The organism is Crystallibacter permensis, from assembly GCF_025960875.1.
Taxonomy (GTDB): domain Bacteria; phylum Actinomycetota; class Actinomycetes; order Actinomycetales; family Micrococcaceae; genus Crystallibacter; species Crystallibacter permensis.
On sequence record NZ_JAODLR010000012.1, the window covers coordinates 68,176 to 91,690 of the forward strand.

At 65.3% G+C, this 23,515-nt stretch carries 22 protein-coding genes and 1 tRNA gene; 13 read left to right on the forward strand and 10 right to left on the reverse strand.

Going from position 1 to position 23,515, the window contains the following annotated elements; all coding sequences use genetic code 11:
* Positions 1-73: 73 nt before the first annotated feature.
* From B0G38_RS14355 to B0G38_RS14380, 6 genes are all read left to right on the forward strand, one after another.
* Entirely contained in the window at positions 74-1,456 is a 1,383-nt protein-coding gene (locus B0G38_RS14355; RefSeq protein ID WP_264670035.1) for an ABC transporter substrate-binding protein, read from the forward strand.
* Entirely contained in the window at positions 1,456-2,394 is a 939-nt protein-coding gene (locus tag B0G38_RS14360) for a carbohydrate ABC transporter permease (protein ID WP_264670036.1), read from the forward strand. The genes B0G38_RS14355 and B0G38_RS14360 overlap by 1 nt, the downstream gene beginning before the upstream one ends.
* 8 nt (positions 2,395-2,402) lie before the next feature.
* Entirely contained in the window at positions 2,403-3,272 is an 870-nt protein-coding gene (locus B0G38_RS14365) for a carbohydrate ABC transporter permease (protein WP_264670096.1), read from the forward strand.
* Between the two features lie 20 nt (positions 3,273-3,292).
* A complete protein-coding gene (locus tag B0G38_RS14370; RefSeq protein WP_264670037.1) occupies positions 3,293-4,303 on the forward strand; it encodes an NAD(P)-dependent alcohol dehydrogenase in 1,011 nt (336 codons plus the stop codon).
* A 77-nt stretch (positions 4,304-4,380) separates the two neighbouring features.
* Positions 4,381-4,584 carry a hypothetical protein gene (locus B0G38_RS14375; RefSeq protein ID WP_264670038.1) on the forward strand — a complete coding sequence of 68 codons (204 nt, stop codon included), beginning with the start codon at positions 4,381-4,383 and terminating at the stop codon, positions 4,582-4,584.
* 90 nt (positions 4,585-4,674) lie between these two features.
* A complete protein-coding gene (locus B0G38_RS14380; protein ID WP_264670039.1) occupies positions 4,675-5,511 on the forward strand; it encodes a DNA/RNA non-specific endonuclease in 837 nt (278 codons plus the stop codon).
* 15 nt (positions 5,512-5,526) lie between these two features.
* Here the strand turns inward: B0G38_RS14380 and B0G38_RS14385 are convergent, their stop codons facing one another.
* The 5 genes from B0G38_RS14385 to B0G38_RS14405 all read right to left on the reverse strand — a co-directional run bounded on the left by B0G38_RS14385 (position 5,527) and on the right by B0G38_RS14405 (position 11,431).
* A complete protein-coding gene (locus B0G38_RS14385; RefSeq protein WP_264670097.1) occupies positions 5,527-6,447 on the reverse strand; it encodes an AEC family transporter in 921 nt (306 codons plus the stop codon).
* A 93-nt stretch (positions 6,448-6,540) separates the two neighbouring features.
* Positions 6,541-7,872, reverse strand: a complete 1,332-nt coding sequence (locus B0G38_RS14390) for an enolase C-terminal domain-like protein (protein WP_264670040.1) — start codon at positions 7,870-7,872, stop codon at positions 6,541-6,543.
* Positions 7,873-7,875: 3 nt separating this feature from the next.
* The gene (locus B0G38_RS14395) at positions 7,876-9,462 is read right to left on the reverse strand and encodes an aldehyde dehydrogenase (NADP(+)) (protein ID WP_264670041.1); all 1,587 of its coding nucleotides are present in this window, start codon (positions 9,460-9,462) and stop codon (positions 7,876-7,878) included.
* 10 nt (positions 9,463-9,472) lie between these two features.
* Positions 9,473-10,387 carry a 5-dehydro-4-deoxyglucarate dehydratase gene (gene kdgD, locus B0G38_RS14400; protein WP_264670042.1) on the reverse strand — a complete coding sequence of 305 codons (915 nt, stop codon included), beginning with the start codon at positions 10,385-10,387 and terminating at the stop codon, positions 9,473-9,475.
* Positions 10,388-10,552: 165 nt separating this feature from the next.
* The gene (locus B0G38_RS14405) at positions 10,553-11,431 is read right to left on the reverse strand and encodes a LysR family transcriptional regulator (RefSeq protein ID WP_264670043.1); all 879 of its coding nucleotides are present in this window, start codon (positions 11,429-11,431) and stop codon (positions 10,553-10,555) included.
* A gap of 153 nt (positions 11,432-11,584) precedes the next feature.
* Here B0G38_RS14405 and B0G38_RS14410 point away from each other — a divergent pair, with 153 nt between their 5' ends.
* From B0G38_RS14410 to B0G38_RS14425, 4 genes are read left to right on the forward strand one after another with little or no spacing between them, the layout of a single operon-like run.
* Complete coding sequence (locus B0G38_RS14410) at positions 11,585-12,601, forward strand: Bug family tripartite tricarboxylate transporter substrate binding protein (RefSeq protein ID WP_264670044.1); 1,017 nt, start codon at positions 11,585-11,587, stop codon at positions 12,599-12,601.
* On the forward strand, positions 12,598-13,167 hold the full coding sequence (locus tag B0G38_RS14415; RefSeq protein WP_264670045.1) for a tripartite tricarboxylate transporter TctB family protein: 570 nt from the start codon (positions 12,598-12,600) through the stop codon (positions 13,165-13,167). The genes B0G38_RS14410 and B0G38_RS14415 overlap by 4 nt, the downstream gene beginning before the upstream one ends.
* Before the next feature lie 9 nt (positions 13,168-13,176).
* Positions 13,177-14,718, forward strand: a complete 1,542-nt coding sequence (locus B0G38_RS14420; protein ID WP_264670046.1) for a tripartite tricarboxylate transporter permease — start codon at positions 13,177-13,179, stop codon at positions 14,716-14,718.
* Complete coding sequence (locus tag B0G38_RS14425; protein ID WP_264670047.1) at positions 14,715-15,116, forward strand: universal stress protein; 402 nt, start codon at positions 14,715-14,717, stop codon at positions 15,114-15,116. The genes B0G38_RS14420 and B0G38_RS14425 overlap by 4 nt, the downstream gene beginning before the upstream one ends.
* A gap of 130 nt (positions 15,117-15,246) precedes the next feature.
* Here the strand turns inward: B0G38_RS14425 and B0G38_RS14430 are convergent, their stop codons facing one another.
* A complete protein-coding gene (locus tag B0G38_RS14430; protein ID WP_264670048.1) occupies positions 15,247-15,969 on the reverse strand; it encodes a FadR/GntR family transcriptional regulator in 723 nt (240 codons plus the stop codon).
* A gap of 37 nt (positions 15,970-16,006) precedes the next feature.
* Positions 16,007-17,185: an L-talarate/galactarate dehydratase gene (locus tag B0G38_RS14435; protein ID WP_264670049.1), complete on the reverse strand. Its 1,179-nt coding sequence runs from the start codon at positions 17,183-17,185 to the stop codon at positions 16,007-16,009.
* A gap of 154 nt (positions 17,186-17,339) precedes the next feature.
* On the opposite strand from B0G38_RS14435, the gene B0G38_RS14440 reads away from it, so the two are divergent.
* The 3 genes from B0G38_RS14440 (at position 17,340) to B0G38_RS14450 (ending at position 20,375) form a co-directional block, all read left to right on the forward strand.
* Positions 17,340-17,765, forward strand: a complete 426-nt coding sequence (locus tag B0G38_RS14440; RefSeq protein ID WP_264670098.1) for a universal stress protein — start codon at positions 17,340-17,342, stop codon at positions 17,763-17,765.
* 64 nt (positions 17,766-17,829) lie between these two features.
* On the forward strand, positions 17,830-18,993 hold the full coding sequence (locus B0G38_RS14445) for an aminotransferase class I/II-fold pyridoxal phosphate-dependent enzyme (protein WP_264670099.1): 1,164 nt from the start codon (positions 17,830-17,832) through the stop codon (positions 18,991-18,993).
* Positions 18,994-19,160: 167 nt separating this feature from the next.
* Positions 19,161-20,375 (forward strand): hypothetical protein, encoded by a 1,215-nt coding sequence (locus B0G38_RS14450; RefSeq protein WP_264670050.1) that lies wholly within the window; start codon positions 19,161-19,163, stop codon positions 20,373-20,375.
* A gap of 62 nt (positions 20,376-20,437) precedes the next feature.
* Here the strand turns inward: B0G38_RS14450 and B0G38_RS14455 are convergent.
* The 3 genes from B0G38_RS14455 to purB all read right to left on the reverse strand — a co-directional run bounded on the left by B0G38_RS14455 (position 20,438) and on the right by purB (position 23,412).
* Positions 20,438-20,511 (reverse strand) — tRNA-Met (locus tag B0G38_RS14455).
* Positions 20,512-20,638: 127 nt separating this feature from the next.
* Positions 20,639-21,814 (reverse strand): metallophosphoesterase family protein, encoded by a 1,176-nt coding sequence (locus tag B0G38_RS14460; protein WP_264670051.1) that lies wholly within the window; start codon positions 21,812-21,814, stop codon positions 20,639-20,641.
* A gap of 185 nt (positions 21,815-21,999) precedes the next feature.
* Positions 22,000-23,412 carry an adenylosuccinate lyase gene (gene purB, locus B0G38_RS14465; protein WP_264670052.1) on the reverse strand — a complete coding sequence of 471 codons (1,413 nt, stop codon included), beginning with the start codon at positions 23,410-23,412 and terminating at the stop codon, positions 22,000-22,002.
* Positions 23,413-23,515 lie beyond the last annotated feature (103 nt).

Sequence of the window (23,515 nt, forward strand, 5' to 3'; positions counted from 1 at the left end):
CAAATGAGTATATATGACTAAAGTCACTTAACAAATGAGCGAAGCAAGACTCTCAAACGAGCAAGGGTAACTAATGAAATTAGGACGTAAACCGGATTCCGGCGAGCGCAGCAAGGGCGGTCTGCTCGGGGCCGTTGCTGCTGCCTCCGCTGTGCTGCTGGCCCTGACCGGCTGCGGCGGGGCGCCAGCCGAAGGCAGGGAAGAGATTGTGGTGGCGATCGTCTCCAACCCCCAGATGCAGGACGCGATTTCCCTGCAGGAGAACTTCAGGGAACAACATCCGAATATCGATGTCCGCTTCGTTTCCCTGCCGGAGAATGAGGCTCGCGCGAAGATCACGGCTTCGGTAGCGACGGAAGGCGGGGAATTCGACGTCGTGATGATCTCCAATTACGAAACCCCGATGTGGGCGGAGAACGGTTGGCTGACTAACCTGCAGGAGTATGCGGAAACCACCGAAGGGTACAATCCGGACGATTTCGTGCCGACTATCCGCGAGGCACTGAGCTACGAAGGGGATCTGTACTCGGTCCCGTTCTACGGCGAATCCTCCTTCCTGGCCTACCGGGCGGACCTGTTCGAGGAAGCCGGCCTGACCATGCCAGAGCAGCCCACGTGGGATGACATCCGCCGGTTCGCCAAGGAACTCCACGACCCTGCCAAAGATTTCTCCGGAGTATGCCTTCGCGGTTTGGCAGGCTGGGGAGAGGTGATGGCACCACTGAACACGGTGATCAATACCTACGGCGGACGTTGGTTCGACATGGAGTGGAACGCCACCCTGGATTCCCCGGAAGTCGAAGCAGCGGTTACCGACTACGTGGATCTGGTCCGCGACTACGGCCAGCCCGGAGCCGCCACCAGCGGGTACGGTGACTGCCTCACCCGGTACAGCCAGGGGAATGCGGCCATGTGGTACGACGCCACGGCCATGGTCTCCAGCGTGGAAGATCCGGAATCCTCGCTGGTGGTCGGGAAAACGAAGTACGCGCCTGCGCCGGTGGAAGAGACCGAAGCCGCCGGATGGCTCTACAGTTGGTCGCTGGCCATTCCGGAAGCGAGCGAGCACAAGGACGCGGCGTGGGACTTCATCTCCTGGATGACCAGCCCTGACTACATCAAATTGGTCGGCGAGGAGATCAGCTGGGAACGCGTACCACCCGGCAGCCGGTTGTCCACCTATGAGATTCCCGAATACGCCGAAGTGTCGGAGGCCTATGCGGAACCCACTCTGGACGCCATGGCCGGCGCTTCGCAGGAATCCTCCATGGCCAAGCCGGTTCCCTACACGGGCCTGCAGTTCGTCGGCATTCCTGAGTTCCAGGACCTGGGAACGCGCGTGGCGCAGCAAATATCGGCCGCCATCGCCGGCCAAAAGAGCGTTGAAGAAGCACTGCGGCAGTCACAGCGGTATGCCGAAACAGTGGCTGAGAGCTACAAGACAGGAGAACGCTGATGTCTACGCTCGTTGAGAAGCAACAGCTGAAGCGGCATGAGCAAGACCGGGCCCGCGCCAAAGGAGCCAAGGCGGAGGGATGGCGCCGCCGGGGTCCCTTGCTGCCGGCGCTGATCTTCACGATCATCGTCACGCAACTGCCCTTCCTCTTTACCCTTTGGTACTCCCTGCAGAACTGGAATCTGCTGCGGCCCGACGGCGATGCTTTCGTCGGGCTGAGCAACTACATCGACATCTTCGCGGACTCGACCTTCCGCCAGGCCGCCCTTAACAGCATTATCTTCACGCTGGGGTGTGTCTTCGCGGCCATGGTCCTGGGCATCGTCTTTGCTTTGCTGCTGGACCGCAACTTCAAGGGCCGCGGCTTGGTCAGGACGCTGCTGATTACCCCGTTCCTGATCATGCCGGTCGCCAGCGCGGTGCTGTGGTCCGTCTCGATGCTCAACCCGAGCTACGGCCTGTTCAACTGGATCCTCGGACTGTTCGGGATTCCGGCGGTGGACTGGACGTCGTCGTTCCCGGTGATCTCGATCCTGATGGCACTGGTCTGGCAGTGGACACCGTTCATGATGCTGCTGGTGCTCGCCGGGCTGCAGGCCCAGCCAAAAGACGTCCTCGAAGCCGCCCAGATGGATGGGGCCGGGTGGTGGAAAACGTTCGTTTCCATCACGCTGCCGCAGCTGCGCCGCTACATCGAACTCGGTGTGCTGCTCGGTGCGATCTACGTGGTCAACACCTTCGACCAGATCTACCTGATGACGGCCGGTGGCCCGGGTACTGCCAGCGCCAACCTGCCGTTCTATATCTACCAGCGCGCGTTCCTTGGCTTCGATATTGGCCAGGCCGCCGCCATGGGCGTCATTGTCGTGATCGCCACCATCATCATTGCTACCTTCGCGCTGCGCCTGATTTTCCGCAGCTTCGACGTAAAGGACTAGACGTGGCCATCGATACTGCTACCGCACCGGCTCCCGCCGCCGGCCGCTCCGAGAAAGCACCGAAACGAGGCGGCCGGCCGTCGTCGTTATTAACGGTTTTGACCTGGATCCTGGCCATCGGATTCTTCTCCCCGGTGATCTGGATGGTCATGACCTCCTTCAAACAGGAGTCCGCGGCGGCGTCCAATCCGCCGACCTTCTTCTTCGAACCCACCCTGGACCAGTACCGCGCGGTTCTGGAAGCCGGCGCAGGGTCCTACTTTCTGAACTCGCTGATCGCCACCGGCGTGTCCACGCTGCTGGTGATCGTGCTCGCGGTTCCGGCGTCCTACGCGCTGAGTATCCGGCCAGTGAAGAAGACCCAGGATGTGCTGTTCTTCTTCATCTCCACCAAGATGCTCCCCGTGGTCGCCGTGATCATGCCGATCTATGTCATCGCCGGGCAGCTGAAGGTGCTGGATAACATCTGGACCCTGGTGGTGCTCTACACGGCGATGAACCTGCCGATCGCTATCTGGATGATGCGCTCCTTCTTCGAAGAGGTGCCGGGAGAGGTGCTCGAAGCCGCCCAGATGGACGGTGCCGGACTGCTGAAAACGCTGCGCACCATCCTGATGCCCATGGTGGCACCGGGGCTGGCCGCGACGGCGCTGATCTGTGTGATCTTCGCCTGGAACGAGTTCTTCTTCGCGCTGAACCTCACCGCCGCCAAGGCGGCCACGACCCCGGTCTTCCTGGTCTCGCAAATGACCAGCGAGGGCCTGTTCCTGGCCAAACTTTCAGCGGCCTCGGTGCTGGCGTCCCTGCCGGTGGTGCTGGCCGGCTGGATCGCGCAGAAGCAGCTGGTCCGCGGCCTGTCCATGGGCGCGGTCAAATGAGCGAGCAAGGAGAGATAACTATGCAGGTTTCGGTGCTGGACGGGCCGGGCAAACTGCGGGTCGAAGAACGACCCGTGCCCACACCCGGTCCGGGAGAAGTGCTGGTTCGGATCAGTTCCGTTGGCGTCTGCGGCTCGGACACGCATTATTACCGCGAGGGCCGGATCGGACCGTACGTGGTTGAGGAGCCACTGGTCCTCGGGCACGAGCCGTCCGGCGAGATTGTGGAGCTGGGTCCCGGTGTTTCCAGCCGGTTGGTGGGCCAGCGGGTATCGCTTGAACCGGGAATTCCGGACCCGCTCTCGGCCGAAAGCCTGGCCGGCCACTACAATCTGGATCCGGCCGTGCGGTTCTTCGCCACCCCGCCGGTGGACGGTGTTTTCGCCGAATACGTGGTGCATCCCGCCGCGTTCTGCCATCCCGTACCGGACCATGTTTCCGACGACGCCGCCGCACTGCTGGAACCGCTAAGCGTGGCGTTGGCCGCGCGGTCCGCCGGGGACGTAGGCCTCGGATCGAAGGTGCTGGTGGCCGGCGCCGGGCCGATCGGACTGCTCATTTCGCAGGTCTGCCGCCTGGCCGGTGCCGCGGTGACCCTGACCGACGTCCGCGAGGAGCGCCTGGAACTCGGCCCGCGGTATGGCGCGGCACAGACGTTTACGGCGGCGGAAATGCCCGCGTCCGGCGACGCGTATCCAGGCGGCGGTTATGACGTCTTCATCGATGCCACCGGCGCCGAGCCTGCCATCCTTTCCGGTCCGCAACGGCTGGCCCCGCGGGGCCGCTGCGTACTGGTCGGCATGGGAGCAGACAGTATTGCGCTGCCGGTCCCGCTGGTCCAGGGCCGGGAACTGACGATCACCGGAACATTCCGCTATGCGAATACCTGGCCCACCGCCGTCGAACTTGCGGCCCAAGGTCTGGTGGATCTCGACGGTCTGGTCACCTCGCACCACACCCTCAAGGACGTGGAAGGTGCACTGACCGCTGGGGCAAAGCCTGGTGCGCTCAAGGCGGTGGTCCGTCCGTAGCACCGTTCCGGGGAGGGCCCTTGTACCAGCCGCTGTCCGCACATACGGTGGAACCAGACGACAACGGAGGGCCTGAGATGACTGAGAAGAGCATTGAACAGTGGTGGCCGGAGCTGCACACGGCAACCAAGCAGTGGTTCCGGCAGAACCTGCGGGCCGAGAGCGTTGAGCCGGACGTTGCCCTCGAGGTTTATGACGCGGGCGGCCCGGATCTGAAAGACACAACGCTCGCGCAGAAGGACTGGGATTTCATTGAGACGCAGTCCGAATTCGTAGACTAGGTCCGCGAAAAAACTGACGGCCGCAGAAGCGTCAACCGGATTTCCGGTTGGCGCTTCCTGCCGTTCATGCGCGTGCCGCAGGATGGAAGCATGACTCAGGGCTACAGCGCGGACTTCCTGCTGACCACCGTTGAACTTCCCCGTCCCGCAACCGCAGTGAAGGTGCTGGACTACACGCATTTCACGATCTGCCTCAACACACAACAACGGCTCGCGGAGCTGGCCGCAGTCAATATCGACGGCGACCAGCTTCAGGATTTGCCGTGGGAGGACAACTGGCGGCTGGATCCGAGGCTGACTGCGGACTTGCAGGCCGGTGAAGACCTGTACCGCGGCAATGACCTGGACCGCGGGCATCTGGTGCGGCGGCTGGATCCGGTGTGGGGCAGCCGGGCCGACGCCGCCAAGGCCAACACGGAGACCTTTTTCTACACCAATGCCGCGCCGCAGGTGAACACCTTCAACCAGTCCAAGGAGCTGTGGCTGGGCCTGGAGGACTACCTGCTGGACCACGCGGACAATTACGACACCCGGCTCAGTGTCTTCACCGGTCCGGTCTTCGACAGTGCGGATCCGCAGTACCGGGGCTTTTCGATCCCACTGTTGTTCTGGAAAGTGGCAGCTTGGCGTGCGGCCGAAGGAATCGCGAGCACGGCCTACATCCTGGACCAGTCTCCCTTGCTGGATGAGATCGAACTGGAACGGCAGACCGCGGCCGCCACGGCAGCGGGCGAGATTCCGCCGCTCGGGCCGTACCGGACCTTCCAGGTTCCCGTGCGGGACGTCCAGTCCCTCACGGGACTCGGGCTGGAGCAGCTCGTTGAGGCCGATCGGTTCACCCCGCGGGGGCATGAGCGTGATGGACGCCCGCGCTGGCTCCTGTTGGAAAAGCCGGAGCAGATGCGCTTGAAGCCCTGGGCCGAATAGCGGACGGTCCGGGCGTTAGGCCAGCAGCCAGGCTGCGATGATGAGGGCCGGCACCGCCAGCGCGGAGGACAGTAGCACCACGTCGCGGGCCACGGTGATGCCGCGGCCGTAGCGGCTGGCGAAGAGGAAGACATTCTGCGCCGAGGGCAGGGCCGCCATGATGACCGCCCCGAACACCAGTTCCGCATCCAGCCGGAACAGGAACGTGGCCACCAGGTACGTGAGCAGCGGCATCACGGCTGACTTGAGGGCGGTGGCGACGATGACCTCGGTGCGGCCCTCGCTCACCTTCAGCGGCCGGCTGCCGCGCAGCGACATACCGAAAGCCATCAGCACCAGCGGAACGGCCGCACCGCCCAGCAGCATCAGCGGCTCCCAGACCACTTCGGGAAGTTCGACGCCGGTCCAAGCCACGGCAACGCCCAGAAACGACGCGATGATCATCGGATTGCGGAACGGCTGCGTCAGGATGTTTTTCAGCGACGGCTTGCGTCCGGAGGAGAGATCCAGAATGGTCAGGTACGCCGGCGCCAGCAACAGCAGCTGGATCAGCAGCACCGGCGCCACCGGCGTCGCGTTCCCTAGGGCATAGAGGGCGATCGGAATGCCGATGTTGTTCGCATTCACATACGAACTCGCCATCGCGCCGACGGCGGTTTCGGCGGCCGGACGGCGGAACCAGATCCGGCTCAGCAGCACATAAAGCCCCGCCGTTGCCAATGAGGTGATCAGGGCAATCGGCACGTAGGCGGAGAAGACCGCCTCCAGATCCGCCTGGGCGAGCACGGTAAACAGCAGCGCCGGGTTGGTGATGAAGAAGGCGGTCTGGGTCAGGGCCTGGGCGGCGTGTGGGCCGCCGATCTGGAAGCGTGCGGCAATGTAACCAACCACTATGACGGCGCCGACAATGGCGAAACCAATCAGGACGCCGACCAACACATACCTCCGTATTCCAGGCAAAAAGGGTCCGGCCCCGCCGCCTGGGACAGCGGGGCCGGACCCTTCGACTTTACTAGTGGACCAGCTTGCCTAGCGCACCAGCGCCGGCCGCTTCGGGTTGAATTCCCAGCCGGGCACCAGGAACTGCATGGCGGCGGCATCGTCTCGCGCGCCAAGCCCATGTTCGAGGTAAAGCTGGTGCGCGGCCTCAAGCGCCTGCCGGTCCAGCTCGATGCCGAGGCCCGGGCGTGCCGGGACCTCAATGTAGCCGCCCTTGATCTGCAGCGGTTCCCTGGTCAGCCCCTGGCCGTCCTGCCAGATCCAGTGCGTGTCCAGGGCTGTGATCTTGCCCGGCGCCGCGGCGCCCACTTGAGTGAACATCGCCAGCGAGATGTCGAAGTGGTTGTTCGAGTGCGAACCCCAGGTCAGGCCGAAGTCGTTGCACAGCTGCGCCACCCGGACCGAGCCCTGCATGGTCCAGAAATGCGGATCCGCCAGCGGAATATCGACGGCGTTCGTCCGGATGGCGTGGGCCATCTGCCGCCAGTCTGTGGCAATCATGTTGGTGGCCGTCGGCAAGCCGGTGGCCCGCTTGAACTCGGCCATGGTCTCGCGGCCGGAGTACGTGCCCTCCGGGCCGCAGGGATCCTCGGCATAGGCCAGCACATCGCCCAGCCCGCTGCAGAGCTCAATCGCTTCCTGCATCAGCCAGCCGCCGTTGGGGTCAAGCGTGATCCGGGCTTCCGGAAAACGCTTGGCCAGCGCGGTGACAGCGGCAACTTCTTCCTTGCCCGAGAGCACGCCGCCCTTGAGCTTGAAGTCCTGGAACCCGTAGCGCTGCTGGGCGGCTTCGGCCAGGGCAACAATCGCCTCCGGCGTCATGGCCTCTTCGCGGCGCAGCCGTTCCCAATCGTCGGCCGGGTTTTCCTCGGCCAGGTACGGCAGGTCGGTCTTCTTGCGGTCCGCAACGTAGAACAGGTAGCCCAGCATCTGGACCTTGTCCCGCTGCTGGCCTTCGCCGAGGAGCTCGGCCACCGGCACGCCCAGGTGCTGTCCCATCAGGTCCAGCAGTCCGGATTCCAGTGCCGTGACCGCGTGGATGGTGGTGCGCAGATCAAAGGTCTGGGCGCCGCGTCCGCCGGCGTCCCTGTCGGCGAAAGCGACGGAGACCTTTCGCAGCAGCTGCCGGTACAGCGAGATCGGCTGGCCGACCAGGATGCTGCCGGCTTCCTCGATGGTGCTGCGGATGGCTTCGCCGCCGGGTACCTCACCCAAACCGGTATTGCCGTTGCTGTCGGTGATGATGGCGATGTTCCGCGTGAAGAACGGGCCGTGGGCGCCGCTGAGGTTCAGCAGCATGCTGTCGTGGCCGGCAACCGGGACGGCTTCGACCGAGACGATCGTGGGGGTGGTGCTTGCCATGCGCTAGTCCTTCGGGTTTTCTACGCTGCCGTCGAGGCGGCGGCTCAGTTTCCACGGGTTGTTGTTCTGCAGCGGCGCCGGCAGTAGCTCGTCCGGAACGTTCTGGTAGCTGACCGGGCGCTGGAAGCGGTGGATGGCCAGGCTGCCTACGGAGGTGGACCGGGAGTCGGACGTCGCCGGGAACGGCCCGCCATGGACCATGGCATGCCCAACCTCGACGCCGGTGGGCCAGCCGTTGAAGAGGATGCGGCCAACCCTGCGCTCCAGCACGGGGAGCAGTTCACGGGCCGCTGCCTCGTCGCCCGGTGCGTAGTGGACGGTCGCGGTGAGCTGCCCCTGGATGTTCTCGGTAGCGGTGGCGAGTTCGGCAGCGTCCGAGTAGCGCACGAAGAGCCCGGCTGCGCCGAAGACTTCCTCCTGCAGCCGCGGGGAAGCAGCGAAGTTCTCCGCGCTGGTGCTGAACAGCCGCGGTGCCGGTGCATTCTCGGTGGTCCCTGCGGTGCCCTCGGCCACCTGCTCCACGCCGTCGGCCGCTGCCAGTTCCTTCACGCCATCTTCCCAGGCGCCGGCAATGCCCGGAGTGAGCATGGTCTGGCCCGCGCAGGAACGCAGCGAGCCGGCCGCGGCGCTGATGAAGGCGTCGCCGGTTTTCCCTTCGGGGACAAAGACCAGGCCGGGGTTGGTGCAGAACTGGCCTGCCCCCATGGTCAGCGAGCCGACAAAGTCGCCGGCCAGGGCGGCCGCGTCTTCGGCAATGGCGCCGGGGAGGACAAACACCGGGTTGATGGAGGACATCTCCGCGTACACCGGGATCGGTTCCGGCCGTGCCGCCGCAGTCTTCATCAGGGCGATGCCGCCGGCCTGCGAGCCGGTGAAGCCCACGGCCTTGATGCGTGGATCCGCCACGAGGGCCTGTCCGACCGAGCGGCCGGCGCCGAAGAGCAGCGAGAAAACGCCGTCGGGCAGGTCGCTGTCCTTGACCGCCTTCGCCACGGCTTGGCCTACGAGTTCGGCGGTGCCGGGGTGCGCGTTGTGCGCCTTGACGATCACTGGGCAGCCGGCAGCCAGTGCGGAGGTGGTGTCCCCGCCCGCAGTGGAGAACGCCAGCGGGAAGTTGCTGGCACCGAATACGGCCACGGGGCCCAGCGGGATGTGGCGCTGGCGGATGTCCAGGCGTGCTGCCGGTTTGCGGTCCGGCTGTGCCGGATCGATGCGGACCTGCAGGTGGTCACCCTGGCGGACCACTGCGGCGAACATCCGCAGCTGGCCGATGGTGCGGCCGCGTTCGCCCTCCAGCCGCCCGGCGGGCAGGCCGGTTTCGGCGGTGCCGCGTTCGGTCAGTTCGGCGCCGATGGCTTCGATGTTGTCGGCAATGCGCTCGAGGAACGCTGCGCGTACCTCGGGTGAGGTGGCGCGGTAGGTGTCGAACGCTGCTTCGGCTGCCTTGGTGGCGTCTTCGAGCTGCGCCACGCTGACCATGCCGAAGGCGGGCTCAAGCTTTTCGCCGGTGGCCGGGTTGATGGCATTGACTTCGCCGTCGGTCCCGTTGACCGGGGTGCCGGCGATGATGGAATTTCCTGTAATGGGCACGGGGAATCTCCTAGCTGATTTTGTTGATCAGGGTGGTCAGTTCGTGCAGGTCGGACTCGGTGAGGTCCTGCAGCGGCGGGCGGACCTTGCCGCCGTCGCGGCCCACAGCGGTCAGGCCGGCCTTGACGATGGACACGCCGTAGCCCTTCACCCGGTCGCGGATGTCGAGGTAGGGGATGACGAAGTCGTTGAGCTTCTGGTAGACCGCCGTGCGGTTTTCGGCGCGAACGTCCTTGTAGAAGTCGAGCGCGAATTCGGGCACGAAGTTGAACATTGCCGAGGAGTAGGTGCTCACGCCCAGCTGCAGCAGCGGCAATGCGAAGGTCTCCGCGGTCGGCAGTCCGCCGATGTAGGCGAGGCGCTCGCCGACCTTGGCGTAGATCCGGGTCATCTGCTCGATGTTGCCGATGCCGTCCTTGAAGCCGATCAGGTTCGGGTTGCGCTCGGCCAGGATGGCTACCGACGTGTCCGTCAGGACGGCGTTCGCCCGGCTGTAGACGATGACGCCGAGGCTGGTGGCGCGGCAGACGGCGCTGACGTGTTCGATCAGGCCTTCCTGGTCCGCCTCGGTCAGGTACGGCGGCAGCAGCAGCAGGCCGTCCGCGCCGGCGGCCTCGGCAGACTTCGCCTGCTCGATGGCCTGGAAGGTGGGGCCGGTGGCGGAGGCCAGAACGGGGACCTTGCCGCCGATTTCATCCACCGCAACCCGGACCACGCGGTCCATTTCCGTGGTGGTGAGCGAGAAGCCTTCACCTGTGCCGCCGCCGGCGAAGAGGCCTGCGACGTCGTAGCCGGCCTGCCAGGCGAGGTGCTCGCGGTACCGGGCCTCGTCAAACTGCAGGTCCGCATCGAAGTGCGTTACCGGGAAAGAGAGCAGGCCGGATTTAATCTGGGTTGCCAATTCGGCCGGGTTCAGCTGTGCCACGTGTTGTCCTTAGATCGGCGGCGCCAGGTCCTTGCCGTAGCGCCGAAAGGGGGTTTGCATTGCTGCCAGCCTAGGAACACTTTCGATGCATGTCCAAGAGTGTTTTTGTATGGTTTGATACCTTCCCAGCATTACGACGGCGACGCCAGCAGCGCCGCGGGTGAATCAGGCCTGTTCGATCAAGTCCATCACCCGGAGCAGGGCGGGATTGCGGGCCTCCCGCTTCCAAATGGCATACAGCTCAACCGGGTCCTCGCCGAAACCCTCCACCTGTGCGTACTCCACCCCGTCGATGCCCAGCACGCTGGACGACTGCGGGACCAGCGCAATGCCGCGCCCGGCGGCCACCAGTAGCACCATGGTCAGGATCTGGCTCACGGTGTGGACAAAGTTGGTGTTGGTCACCGGCAGGGTCCTAACCACCAGGTCGTAGAAGTAGCGGGCCTGGGTGGGGGAGTGCATGATCAGGTCTTCATTGCGCAGGTCCTCCCCGGTGATCGCGCGCCCCAGCCGTCCCAGCGGGTGTCCCGCGGGCAGAGCGGCCACCATCGGTTCCCGGTACAGCAGCCGCGAGTCGAACAGCTCCTCGTCAAAGGGCGGCCGGGCCAGGCCGATGTCGATCTCGCCCTTCACCAGGGCCGGGATCTGTTCGCGCGTCACCATCTCGGTGAGTTCGACGTCGATCTCCGGCAGGTGCGTCCCGATCTCGTTCAACAGCGCGCCCAGCAGCCCGTAGGTGGAGGCCGCGGTGAAGCCGATGCGGATGGTGCCCGCGGCACCGGCGGAGATCCGCCGGGCAAGACCCGGGGCACTGTCAGCCAGGGCGAGCAGTTTGCGCGCCTCGACGAGGAACGCTTCGCCGGCCGACGTGAGGGTCACCCGGCGGTTGTCCCGCTCAAAGAGTTGCACCTGGATGCCGCGCTCAAGTTTCTGGATTTGCCGGCTCAGGGGCGGCTGGGTCATATTAAGGCGTTCCGCGGCGCGGCCGAAGTGAAGTTCTTCGGCAACGGCCACGAAACCGCGAAGCTGGTCGAGTGAGTACATGATGCACAGAGGGTATCACTTCATGCCTTATTGGGCTTGGACAAGTATCATGAGCTGTCCCTAGGCTTCCAGAAGCACCTTGCAGTGGTGATGGGCCTCACAACCGTTCACGGGTCCGCAGCCACACCCTGCACCATCCAAAAGGAGACTTACATGTTTGCATCCAAGCTGACCCGCCGCGGGGCCGTGTCCGCCAGTGCGGGCCTGGCGCTTGCCCTGAGCATGACTGCCTGCGGCGGCAACGTGGCCGACTCCGGGGCAGCCGCAGACGGCAGCGAGTTCCCGTCCGGTCCTGTGAGCCTGACCATTGGCCAGGATCCGGGCGGCAGCACCGACCGGATCGGCCGCGCACTGGCCGAGAACGCCGCAGACCCGCTGGGCGTGGCCATTCCCGTGGTCAACAAGCCCGGCGCCAACGGCGCCCTGGCCACCAAGGAAGTTGCCGGCATGGAGCCGGACGGCCAGAACCTGATTCTGCTCAATGCCTCCCTGATCACCATCACCCCGCTGGCCGTCAGCGAAGAAGAAGCGGTCTCGCTGGATGATGTCGAGGTCATCACCGGCATCTCCCAAGACGACTACGTGCTGGTGGCCAACGCAGACTCCGGCCTGAAGACCATGGAGGACATCACCAGCGCCGACAAGAAGTTCAACTTCGCAACCACCGGCGTCGGCACCGGCAGCCAGCTGGCCCAGGCACTGCTGTTCAAGCAGGCCGAGGTTGAGGGAACCGACGTTCCGTTCGACGGCGGCTCCCCGGCCATGACCGCGCTGCTGGGCAACCAGGTGGACCTGGCGACCATCCAGCTGGGCGAGGCCATGCCGCAGATCGAGGCCGGCAAGCTGACCCCGATCGTGACCTTCTCCGAAGAGCGCAACCAGTACCTGCCGGACACGCCCACCGCCGTCGAGGCCGGTTACGACGTTCCGGTGTCCCAGTACCGCGCCGTTGCCGCACCGAAGGGCACCCCGGAGCCGGTCCTGGCCGAGCTGAAGGAAGCCTTCACCGCTGCGTTCGAGTCCGAGAAGTACAAGGAGTTCAACGAGCAGAACCTGTTCACTCCGACCCAGATTGACGGCGAGCAGCTGGCCGCAGACTGGAAGGGCTACGCCGAGAAGTACAAGGCCCTCACGGAGGAATACGGCGTCGATCTCGGAGGCGAGAAGTGACATCACCCAACGGTGATGGTTCCAACCTCGGCGGCAGCGACGTTCGCGCTGCCGCCGAGGCGGGCTCCGTGCTCGATGATCTGACGCCGGAGCAGCTCGCGGCCGAATGGGACGAGGACAAACCTCCGGCAGCAGGCCCGCTGGCCAACATCGCGGCGGCCGCCGTCGTCGTCGTTATTGGCATTGCCGGCATTTTCCTCTCCCTGGCCATGGGGCTGGGGACGCCGGAGGCGCCGGAGCCTGGCATGTGGCCGTTCATCATCAGTGTGGTGCTGGTTGTCCTGGCCACCGCGCTCGCGGTCTTCGGCCGGAACAGGCTGGACGCCGAGAAGTTCTCCACCTCGAGCTGGGCCGTGCTCGCCGGGGTTGGCACGCTGATCGGCTTCGTGCTGCTGGTGGGGACCGTCGGTTTCGAGATCCCGTCCCTGCTGCTGACGTTCGTATGGCTGAGGTTCCTGGGCAAGGAAACCTGGCGGATGTCCACGGTGCTCAGCTTCGCCGTTGTCGCCGCCTTCTACCTGATCTTCGTCGTGGCCCTCGGCGTGCCCGTCCCGCATTTGTTCTAGGGAAGACTCATGGAATTTTTTGAACCGGTGATCAACGGTTTCGGCGTGGTGCTGGAACCGATGAACCTGTTGTACTGCCTGCTCGGCGTCATGATCGGCATGCTGATCGGTGTGCTGCCGGGCCTCGGCCCCGCCGCTACCATCGCGATCCTGCTGCCGCTGACCTACGGCGTGGAGCCGGTCACCGCGATCATTATGCTGGCTGGCATCTTCTATGGTGCGCAGTACGGCGGCACCATCACATCCGTCCTGCTGCGGCTGCCGGGCGAGGCCTCCGCCGTTGTCACGGTGTTCGACGGCTACGCGCTGGCCAAACAGGGCAAGGCCGGAACGGCGCTGGGCATCGCGGCCATCGGCTCCTTTATCGGCGGCACCGTATCCATCATCGGCCTGACCCTGCTGGCCCCCATCGTGGCGAGCTTCGCGCTGGACTTCGGTCCGCCCGAATATACGGCCCTTGCACTGCTGGGCATCCTTCTGGTGGCCACGGTCAGCAACGGCGGCAAGCTCAAGTCCGTCATCGCCGCGGGCCTCGGACTGCTGCTGGCCACGGTGGGCCGCGACGGCTTCACCGGCGAATCCCGCTTCACCTTCGGCAGCCTCTCGCTGGCCGATGGTCTGGACTTCGTGCCGATCGCCATGGGTATCTTCGGGCTCGGCGAAATCCTCTACAACCTGGAGCAGCGCCACAACAAGGTGCAGGCTCCCGCGAAGGTAGCCAACGTCTGGCCCTCGCGCCAGGACCTCAAGCAGTCCTCCGGTGCCATTGGCCGCGGCTCCGTCCTGGGCTTCTTCCTGGGCATCCTGCCCGGCGGCGGCGCCACGCTCTCCTCGCTGGCCGCGTACGCCATGGAGAAGAAGCGTGCCAAGAACCCCGAGCGCTTCGGCCGCGGCGCAGTGGAAGGCGTTGCCGCACCGGAATCGGCCAACAACGCGGCGGCAACGTCGTCGTTCATCCCGCTGCTGACCCTGGGCATCCCCGCCAACGCCACCATGGCGATCATTTTCGGCGCACTGCTGATCCAGGGTGTCACGCCCGGCCCGCAGCTGGTGGCCAACGACCCGGAACTCTTCTGGGGCGTGGTGAACTCGATGTACATCGGCAACATCCTGCTGCTGATCATGTCCATCCCGCTGGTGGGCATATTCGTCAAGATCCTGCGTGTGCGGGCCGCCATCCTGGCCCCGATCACCGTGCTGATCACCCTGATCGGCGTCTACACCATCCGCAACAGCGTCTTCGACATCTGGCTGGTCATCTTCTTCGGCGTGATCGGCTACCTGATGAAGAAGTTCGGCTTCGAGCCTGGGCCGCTGGTGCTGGCCTTCGTGCTCGGCGCCCTGCTGGAAGAGAACCTGCGCCGTTCGCTGCTGGTCTTCGGCGGCGACGCGGCGGGCTTCGTCACCCGTCCGATTTCGGGCGTGCTGCTGCTGGTCTTCCTGATGGTGATCTTCCTGCCGCTGATCCAGTCTCTGTTCAAGAAAGCCCGCGCCAAAAAGGCCACCAACACCGACGATCCGTCGCGGAAGAATGAAAAGGAATCAGTATGAGTATCCTGGTCGGCTACCTGCCCACCCCCGAAGGCGAAGCCGCGCTCACCGCCGGCATTGCCGAAGCCAAGCTGCGCGGGCTGGACATGGTGATCCTCAATTCCCCGCGCAAGGGCGCCCCGGTGGATGCCGCGCTGGTCTCGCCCGAGCAGGTTGCCGAACTGGTGCAGCGGGCCGCGGACGCGGGTATCACCGCCACCGTGCGCCAGCCCGGCCACACCGATGACCTGACCGACGAGTTCATGGACGTGGCGGACGCTGTCAACGCCTCCCTGATCGTCATCGGCCTGCGCAAGCGCTCCCAGGTGGGCAAGTTCATCATGGGCAGCCAGGCCCAGCGGATCCTGCTCCAGGCGGACCGCCCGGTGCTCGCGGTCAAGGCGCCGGACGGCTTCTAAATACCGCGTACGACGGCGGCTGCCGGCCTTTTCATTCGAAAGGCCGGCAGCCGCCGTCGTGCTGTTGGCAGAATTGCAGGGCGCTGAACGGCCTGGTTTGTGCGGGTTTTGTGTGGCCAGGCCGAGCGAGCTAGCCGGGGCGGCGAGCCAAGCGCGCGCGGGAGTTGGCCAGATGTGTGCGCATGGCGGCGGCGGCTGATTGCGCGTCCTGCCGGCCGATGGCGTCGAAGACCGTCTCGTGTTCGAAGGCCACGCGGGAGAAGTGCGTCTCCTCGCCGTCGTCGTTGTTCGCCAGCAGCCGGGTCTGGGGCATGGCGATCATCGCGGGACCCAGCGAGGCGAGCAGATCCACGTAGAACCGGTTGTTGGTGGCCACGGCGACGGCCCGGTGGAACCGGAAGTCCGCCTCCACCGCCTCGCTGGGCTTGTTCCGGGCGGAGCGGAAGTCTGTCAACGCCGCGCCGATCTTGGCCAGCTGGGTGGGGGTCCGGCGCAGCGCGGCCAATGCTGAGGCCTCCACCTCCAGCCCGAGCCGGAAGTCGAGCAGCTGCAGCCGGTCCTCGGGGGTGCGGATCTGCTCCGGCCCCGCGGTGAAGGACTCCTCGCTGGGCCGCGTCAGGACGTAGGTGCCCTTGCCTCGGTAGGTTTCGACCAGTCCGGCCGCCTGCAGTCTTGAGATCGCCTCGCGGATGACGGTGCGGCTGACGGCGAAGTGCGCCATGAGCGCGCTTTCGGCCGGCAGCTTGTCGCCCGGGCCGATGCCGCCGTCGACAATGCTGCTCCTGATCTGCTCCACCACGGACTGGGTGAGGCTGCGGGAGGAACCGCGGTCGACGGCGGCGGGCTCAGCCATGATGGTCCTTGTTGTTCTCGGCGGGTTGTTCGGCGGGCTACTTCGTGCCGAACTCTATCGTGTCCGTGGTCCAGGCATGGGCCTGCTCGCTGAGCGTGAAGCCCAGGCCGGGCCGGTTGGGGACGATCATGCGGCCGTCACGGGTTTCCAAGCGCTCGTTGAACAGCGGGTTGAGCCACTCGAAGTGCTCCACCCACGGCTCGCGCGGATAGGCGGCGGCCAGGTGCAGGTGGATCTCCATGGCGAAATGCGGCGCCAGCTGAAGTCCTGCCTGGTCCGCCAGGGCCGCCAGGCGGAGGAAGGGGGTGATGCCGCCGATCCGCGGGGCATCCGGCTGGATGATGTCGACGCTGCGGTTGTTGATCAGGCTGATGTGCTCGGTGACGCTGGAGAGCATCTCGCCGGTAGCGATCGAAGTGTCCAGGGCGTTGGCCAGCTGGGCGTGGCCTTCGGCGTCGTACGCATCCAGGGGTTCCTCGATCCAGACCAGATTGAACTGCTCCAGCACGCGTCCGAAGCGCATGGCCGTGGGCCGGTCCCACTGCTGGTTGGCATCCACCATCAGCGGCACATCGTCTCCGAGGTGCTCGCGGACGGCGGTGACACGGGCCAGATCAAGCTTGGTGTCAGGCTGGCCCACCTTGATCTTGATGCCGCCGATCCCCGCGGCGAGCGAGGCGCTGGCGCGCTCCTTGACCTCCTCGATGGGAGCCTGCAGGAAGCCGCCGGAGGTGTTGTAGGTCTGCACGGAATCGCGGTAGGCGCCGAGCAGTTTGGCCAGCGGGAGGTTCGCCCGCTTGGCCTTGAGGTCGTAGAGCGCGATGTCGAGTGCGGCGATGGCCTGGGTGGCGACGCCGCTGCGGCCCACCGAGGCGCCGGCCCAGAGCAGCTTCTGGTAGACCCGGCCGATGTCATTGGGGTCCTCGCCTATTAGGTTGTCCGCGACCTCCTTGGCGTGTGCGTATTGGGCGGGGCCGCCGGCGCGCTTGGAGTAGCTGAAGCCAATGCCGTGGTGGCCGTCCTGCGTGGTGATCTCGGCGAAGAGGAACACGATCTCGGTCATCGGCTTCTGCCGGCCGGTCAGGACTTTGGCATCGCTGATCGGCGTCTGCAGCGGGAGTGTCAGCGTGGAGAGCTTCACATGCCGGATGCGGTCAGTGGTGGCTTCACCGCCCGAGATGGCGGCGAGTGGATTGGCGAAGGTAGTGGCAGTCATCGGGGTCCTTAATCGGGTGGCAATACTTTAAATAGTACAAGTGCGTGACTTGTACTACAAGTACTTTCTGCGGCAGGCATCGCGGGAACGCATGTATGTTGGTTTCAAGCCGCCCCGGAGCGGTCCCGATGACATTCTCGAAGAGGAGACCCCGATGGCCGGAATCATCATTGTTGGAGTGGATGGCAGCGAAACTTCGATGAAGGCTGCCCGAACTGCCGCACAGCTTGCCGCCGGACTGTCGGCGGAGCTAAGGGTGGTCACCGCCCATGCGACCGACAACGCCGAGGTGGTGCGCATCGGGAACGACAAGTGGTACCTGTCGGACTCGGCAACGGCCGAAAAGGTGGCGAAGAAGGCAGCCGAGGATCTCGCCACGGAAGGGCTGGCCACCAGCTATGCCGCACTCCACGGCAAGCCCCAGGACGCCCTGATCAACGAGGCCGAGCGCGTGGACGCGCAGCTGATCGTGGTCGGAAATGTGGGGATGAAGGGGCTGGGCCGGGTGCTCGGGAGCGTGGCAACGTCCGTGGCGCAGCGCGCGTCCTGCGACGTGTACATCGCCAAGACCGACTCCTGAGAGCGGGCACTGGTTGAACCCGCTGAAGGTGGCCGACCGCGCCCTCGTTCCGCACTTCGAAGTCATGAAGATCCTGCACCGGGTCGCCCAGATGCGGGCGGCGGGGCGGGACGTGATCTCGCTGTGCGCCGGCGAACCCTCCGGCGGAGCGCCTCGGGGAGTGTCGGCGAAGGCTGCGGAGGTTCACGCATCCGGCATGCCCTTGACGTACACCAGCGCCCTGGGTATCAGCGAATTGCGCGAAGCCGTGGCGGGACACTACCGCCGCTGGTACGGGCTCGAAGTCGAAGCCGACGACGTGGCCATCACCACCGGCTCCTCGGGCGCGTTCATGCTCACGTTCCTGGCCGCCTTCAACCCGGGGGACCGGGTGGCGCTGGCCCGGCCCGGGTACCCCGCCTACCGGAACATCCTCAGTTCGCTGGGCTGCGAAGTGGTGGAGATCGACTGCGGTCCGGCCGAACGCTACCAGCCGACGCCGGCCCTGCTAGATGTTGCAGCCGCCGCCCACGGTCCGCTGGCCGGACTGGTCCTCGCCTCGCCGGCGAACCCCACGGGGACGATGGTCTCCCGTACGGAGCTTGCGGCGCTGACGCAGTGGTGTGCGGCCAACGGGGTGCGGCTGGTCAGCGACGAAATCTACCACGGCATCACTTACCCCTTCGGCCCCCAGGCGCCCGACGCCCGGGGCGTGTGTGCCTGGGAACTGGACCGGACCGGCGTCGTTATTTCCTCGTTTTCAAAGTACTGGGGGATGACCGGCTGGCGGCTGGGCTGGGCGCTGATGCCGCGGGATCTGGCGCCGGCCATGGATGCGCTCGCCGGCAACGTGGCGCTGTGTCCGCCTGCGCCCGCACAGCTGGCTGCAGTCGAGGCCTTCAGTGAGGACTCCTACAACCAGGCGGAGGCTGCCGTGGCCGAGTTCGCCGCGATCCGGCGGATCCTGCTGGACAACCTCGGCCGGCTGCAGTGGGGGACGGCCGCGCCGGCGGACGGGGCGTTCTATCTTTACGCCGAGCTGGGGGACCAGCTGGCCGGGTTCGCGGACTCCGGCGAGTACTGCCGGGCGTTGCTGGAACAGGAAGGCGTCGCGCTGGTGCCAGGCTCCGATTTCGACGCCGTTCGCGGCCGCCGGTCCGTCAGGCTCTCTTTTGCCGCGGGTCGGGAGGCCGTGGCCGAAGCCGTGGAGCGGATCATCCGGTTCCAGGAGAGCCGCAGCCAGTCCTGAAGTCGGGAAAGCGGTCTTGGCCTGCGGCCTGCTGCACGTGCGGCAGGCCGCAGGCACTCCCTCCACAGCTCCGCTATGGCGGCTCTTGACCCACATTCGGGCCAGTGCCCCTGTCGCGTCTCCGGCTGCTCAATGAAGCATTGGGGATATGAACAGGCAGAAGCACCATGGATGATGCCCGGTATGCGCTGGCGGGTGGTGGACGTATCGAGCTGGAAGGGCCCGTCGTCGGTCGGTGGATGAGCTCGGTTTGGGATATGACGGCCAGGAAAGGCCGGGTTGGAGCCGAAGCGGTCTGCGCCGTGGACGAGGATGAAGCCGTCGCAGTGGCCGAAGCCTTGAGCCTGGTGCCCAGTGGGCAGACCGCCACCGACCTCGGCCATTCATTGGGGGCTGAACTGCAGGCTGTCTCGGTCGGATTGGGCTGGCAGGTCCTGCTCGGGAAGCGTCCTCCCTATCGACGGCAGACCTTCAACGGGGTGGCGGTCTTGGTCTCGGGCAAATTCGATTTCGACTTATACAACACGGCCTCCTCCCTCAAGTCGGAACTGCAGGTGTGGCGGACCCCCGAAGTCATCGTCGCCAAGGCCCGGTTGAAGGGAGGGGAGCTCGGCCCCTACATTTGCAAAGTCAGCCGGCCGGCTGTCCTGATGGTCCGGAACGGCGACCGCCGTTCCATCATCGTCCGTCCGGAAATGACAAAAGGCCCGTTCCTCCAAGTGGGATACCGGAACCTTGACTGGACCTGGGCGCAGGCAACGTTGCCACCCCACGACACGGCCAGCCCCGAGGTAGACCGGCTGCGGAAGCTCACGGCCTGCCGTGGCATGGCCCTTGAGGACCTTCTTGCCGACGGAATGCCCGTGGATGCTGCCGAACAGTATCTGGAGATCCTGGCGTTGCCGCAGGGACGGGGTGCCCTGCATGCGATGGGCGCGCTGCTCGCCGCGCCCCTCGCGGCGGCCCAACTAGTCGAGCAGCCTGCTTCCGCGGCGAACCTTGATCCGCCAAGAACCATTCAATTGCTCAGCCCCCGGAACGCCATGGGCATGCGTTTGTATGAGCAGGGTGAATTCAATGGCTTGGGTCCCTGGCTGTGGGAGCACCCGTGGCGGACGCTGCTGATCGGCATCTTTGGTACGGCCGCGGGAGTCTGGCTGACGTTCTTCCGCCATACCCTGCAAGGCTCAGTGAGCCAGACCAGCGTAGTGGGCTTGCTGGGGCTCATTGCTGCAGTCGGCGGGGTGTGCTGCCTGGGTTTCTGGTTTCTCATACGGCCCGGTCCCGAGGACAAAGAACTCTCGTTCCGACCGGAGGACGATCCTGCTCCGAAGAGTTTTCCCGCCGGGCAGATCGCGACGGGGAGCGAACAGCAGGACTGAGCGGCCGATGGAAGCAGAAAGGCCGCCAACCCGCAATGCGGACTGACGGCCTTTCCTTTTCGTTGCGGGGACAGGATTTGAACCTGTGACCTCCGGGTTATGAGCCCGGCGAGCTACCGAACTGCTCCACCCCGCGGCGTAGTTATGACTCTAGACCCCTTAGCGTCCAAACGACGAATTTGGTGAGCTGCCTCACGAATCCGCGCCCGCCGGCCTGATTCGTGAGGCAGCGTGCCGCCACGCCAAGCTGATTCCGGAACGGCCTACGGCAGCGGGAGCGGTTCGTCCAGCGGCTGGCTCTTCGGGTCCATATCGATGCCAAGGTCCTTCGCGAACACGGTCCTGGTCGCGGTGTAGACCTGCTCTTTGCGCTCGTCGAGTTCGAACAAGCGGGCACCGCGCAGATGGTGTTCCTTGGCGCCGCCAAGTCCGTAGGTGCCGAAGCCCGTGCCTGGGCCGTAGCCCAGCTCGATTCCGAAGTAATTGCCCGAGTAGGTATTGATGTGGTCATGGCCCACAAAGACACCGCGGACGTCGCCGCGCTCCTGCAGGGCGCTGAAAAGGCCGGAGTTGAAGGCCCCCGTGTAGACACTTTCGTTCTTGACGCCGACGATGCTGTGCTTGGTCACGGCAGCGGCGTGGTCGGCGTCGTCGGAGCTGAATTGGGAACCGAACCACATGTGGTGGTGTTCGAAGAGCGGGATGTGGAAGAACATCAGCGAAGGGATCTTTCCGTGCTGCCTTTCGGCGGCCTCGGACGCTTCCCGGTACCACTGGATCTGGCTGGGGCGGATCCAGTCGTAGCCCATGAGGCCTTCGAAGTCCTGGCCGCCGAGGTTCTCGGGTGCATACCGGCCGGAGTCGAGCAGCCAGATGCCGAAGGCAGGCTTGTTGCCGCTGGCAGAGCGGATGAGCAGCTGCGCATTGGACGAGCCGTCGACGCCCTTCTCCGGCCGGACGTTGACGTTGTGCTGGTAGGCGCGGACGAACTCCAGCATCTTGGCCTCGGTCATGCCGGTGCCGTTCGCCATCGAGTCCTCGTCGTGGTTGCCGAACGTGACGGCCCACTGGATGCCGCGCGATTCCATCGGCTGCACCACGTTGTTGATGGACTGGCGCACTTCCTCGGCCGTCTTGGGCGATCCGTTGATCACGTCGCCGTTGATCAACGCGAAGCCGGGTTTCTCGGCGTCGAGGACCTTGCCCATGAACTCGACGGTGCGCCGGTCGGTGCGCGGCCCATCCTGTGTGTCATTGAACTGGACCACGCGGAACTTGCCGTCGGGACCGAACGCCAGCGGCATCTTCGCGTTGCCCTTCGACTTGGCGGGGACTGCGGCGTTGGCACCTGGGGCCGCGGCCAGCATGCCGGCCAGGATGGCGCCGGTGCCGCCGGCGATCAATCCGCGGCGTCCGAGATTGGGGGAGTTCGTGCTCATTTTCGTGCCTTTCATGGATCCCGACTGCAGAGGCAGCTCGGTGGCCGGCCCGGGGGAGGGCGGGCAAGTCGGGATTGCGACTTTAGGCAGGGGAAATGACCGGCAGGTTGCCGGCGGGTGGAGCGCTTCCCAACGCAGTACGACGCCGGAATTAAGCTCCGGCGTCGTACTTACGGCTGTTCGGGCTACTTGAGATGGTCCACCAGCTGGTTAGCAATCCCGGTGTAGCTCCCCGGAGTCAACGCCAGCAGGCGGGCTTCAGCCTCGGCTGACAGTCCCAAACCGGAGACGAATTCCTTCATGCGTTCGGCATCCACGCGGTGTCCGCGGGTGAGATCCTTCAGCCGTTCGTAGGGGTTGTCCATACCCTCGACACCGGCGATGGCTTCGGCGCGCATAACCATCTGGATCGCTTCGCCGAGCACCTCCCAGTTCTGGTCCAGGTCCGCGGCCAGCACCTCGGCCGGCACATCGAGGCGCTCCAGGCCCTTCGCGACGTTCGAGATGGCCAGTATCGAGTGCCCGAAGGCCACGCCGATATTGCGCTGCGAGGAGGAATCGGTCAGGTCGCGCTGCCAGCGGGAGGTAACCAAGGTGGCGGCCAGGGTGTCCAGCAGGCCGTTGGAGATCTCCAGGTTGGCCTCGGCGTTCTCGAACCGGATGGGGTTGACCTTATGCGGCATGGTGGAGGAACCGGTGGCGCCTTCTACCGGAATCTGGGCGAAATAGCCGATGGAGATGTAGCTCCAGATGTCCGTGCACACGTTGTGCAGGATCCGGTTGAACCGGGCGATGTCCGCGTACAGCTCGGCCTGCCAGTCATGCGACTCGATCTGCGTGGTCAGCGGGTTCCACGTCAGGCCCAGGCCTTCGACGAAGCCCTTGGAAACGGCCTGCCAGTCGGCGCCGGGGACGGAAGCGTAGTGGGCGGCATAGGTGCCGGTGGCGCCGTTGATCTTGCCCAGGTACTCGGTCCGGGCGATCCGCTCGAGCTGGCGGGTCAGCCGGTGCGCGGTGACCGCCAGTTCCTTGCCCAGCGTGGTGGGCGTCGCCGGCTGGCCATGGGTGCGCGAGAGCATCGGGACATCCCGGTTGGCCTCCGCCATGTCGCTGATCTGCGCCACGAGCGAGCGGGCGGCCGGCAGCCAGGCTTGCTCCACGGCACCCTTGATGCCGACGGCGTAGGAGAGATTGTTGATGTCTTCGGAGGTACAACCGAAATGCACCATGGCCTTGAGGTGATCGATACCGATGTCCTCCAGCCGGCGGCCGATGTAGTATTCCACGGCCTTCACATCGTGGACCGTGACGGCCTCGATTTCGGCCAGCTCGCGGACGGAGTTGCCGTCGAAATCGGTGACGATCTTGCGCAGCGCGGCCTGCTGCTCGGCGCTGAGCGGTCCGGCCCCCGGCAGGACGGACTGGCTGGTGAGATGGATCAACCACTCGACTTCCACGTGGACGCGGTCGCGGTTCAGTGCCGCCTCGGAGAGATAGTCGACCAACGGCGCGACGGCGGAGCGGTAGCGGCCGTCAAGGGGGCCAAGGGCGATTGCGGGAGTGACGTCTGCCAAGGAGACGCGGGGAGTTTCAGCCATGGACCCCATTCTTTCAAGAGTCGGGCACGATTCCCTAACCTGTTCCCCAACTTTCACCGCACCGGTTTCTTGGCTGGCGGCCGCTGTGTGCCGGAGGACACGA

Bases quoted from the DNA above. Each gene is read 5' to 3' on its own strand.
- B0G38_RS14460 (WP_264670051.1), bottom strand. From the start codon at position 21,814: ATGAGCACGAACTCCCCCAATCTCGGACGCCGCGGATTGATCGCCGGC.
- B0G38_RS14430 (WP_264670048.1), bottom strand. From the start codon at position 15,969: ATGGCTGAGCCCGCCGCCGTCGACCGCGGTTCCTCCCGCAGCCTCACC.
- purB (WP_264670052.1), bottom strand. From the start codon at position 23,412: ATGGCTGAAACTCCCCGCGTCTCCTTGGCAGACGTCACTCCCGCAATC.
- B0G38_RS14450 (WP_264670050.1), top strand. From the start codon at position 19,161: ATGGATGATGCCCGGTATGCGCTGGCGGGTGGTGGACGTATCGAGCTG.
- B0G38_RS14355 (WP_264670035.1), top strand. From the start codon at position 74: ATGAAATTAGGACGTAAACCGGATTCCGGCGAGCGCAGCAAGGGCGGT.
- B0G38_RS14410 (WP_264670044.1), top strand. From the start codon at position 11,585: ATGTTTGCATCCAAGCTGACCCGCCGCGGGGCCGTGTCCGCCAGTGCG.
- B0G38_RS14440 (WP_264670098.1), top strand. From the start codon at position 17,340: ATGGCCGGAATCATCATTGTTGGAGTGGATGGCAGCGAAACTTCGATG.
- B0G38_RS14360 (WP_264670036.1), top strand. From the start codon at position 1,456: ATGTCTACGCTCGTTGAGAAGCAACAGCTGAAGCGGCATGAGCAAGAC.
- B0G38_RS14420 (WP_264670046.1), top strand. From the start codon at position 13,177: ATGGAATTTTTTGAACCGGTGATCAACGGTTTCGGCGTGGTGCTGGAA.
- B0G38_RS14370 (WP_264670037.1), top strand. From the start codon at position 3,293: ATGCAGGTTTCGGTGCTGGACGGGCCGGGCAAACTGCGGGTCGAAGAA.
- B0G38_RS14380 (WP_264670039.1), top strand. From the start codon at position 4,675: ATGACTCAGGGCTACAGCGCGGACTTCCTGCTGACCACCGTTGAACTT.
- B0G38_RS14375 (WP_264670038.1), top strand. From the start codon at position 4,381: ATGACTGAGAAGAGCATTGAACAGTGGTGGCCGGAGCTGCACACGGCA.
- B0G38_RS14425 (WP_264670047.1), top strand. From the start codon at position 14,715: ATGAGTATCCTGGTCGGCTACCTGCCCACCCCCGAAGGCGAAGCCGCG.
- B0G38_RS14390 (WP_264670040.1), bottom strand. From the start codon at position 7,872: ATGGCAAGCACCACCCCCACGATCGTCTCGGTCGAAGCCGTCCCGGTT.
- B0G38_RS14405 (WP_264670043.1), bottom strand. From the start codon at position 11,431: ATGTACTCACTCGACCAGCTTCGCGGTTTCGTGGCCGTTGCCGAAGAA.
- B0G38_RS14445 (WP_264670099.1), top strand. From the start codon at position 17,830: ATGAAGATCCTGCACCGGGTCGCCCAGATGCGGGCGGCGGGGCGGGAC.
- B0G38_RS14435 (WP_264670049.1), bottom strand. From the start codon at position 17,185: ATGACTGCCACTACCTTCGCCAATCCACTCGCCGCCATCTCGGGCGGT.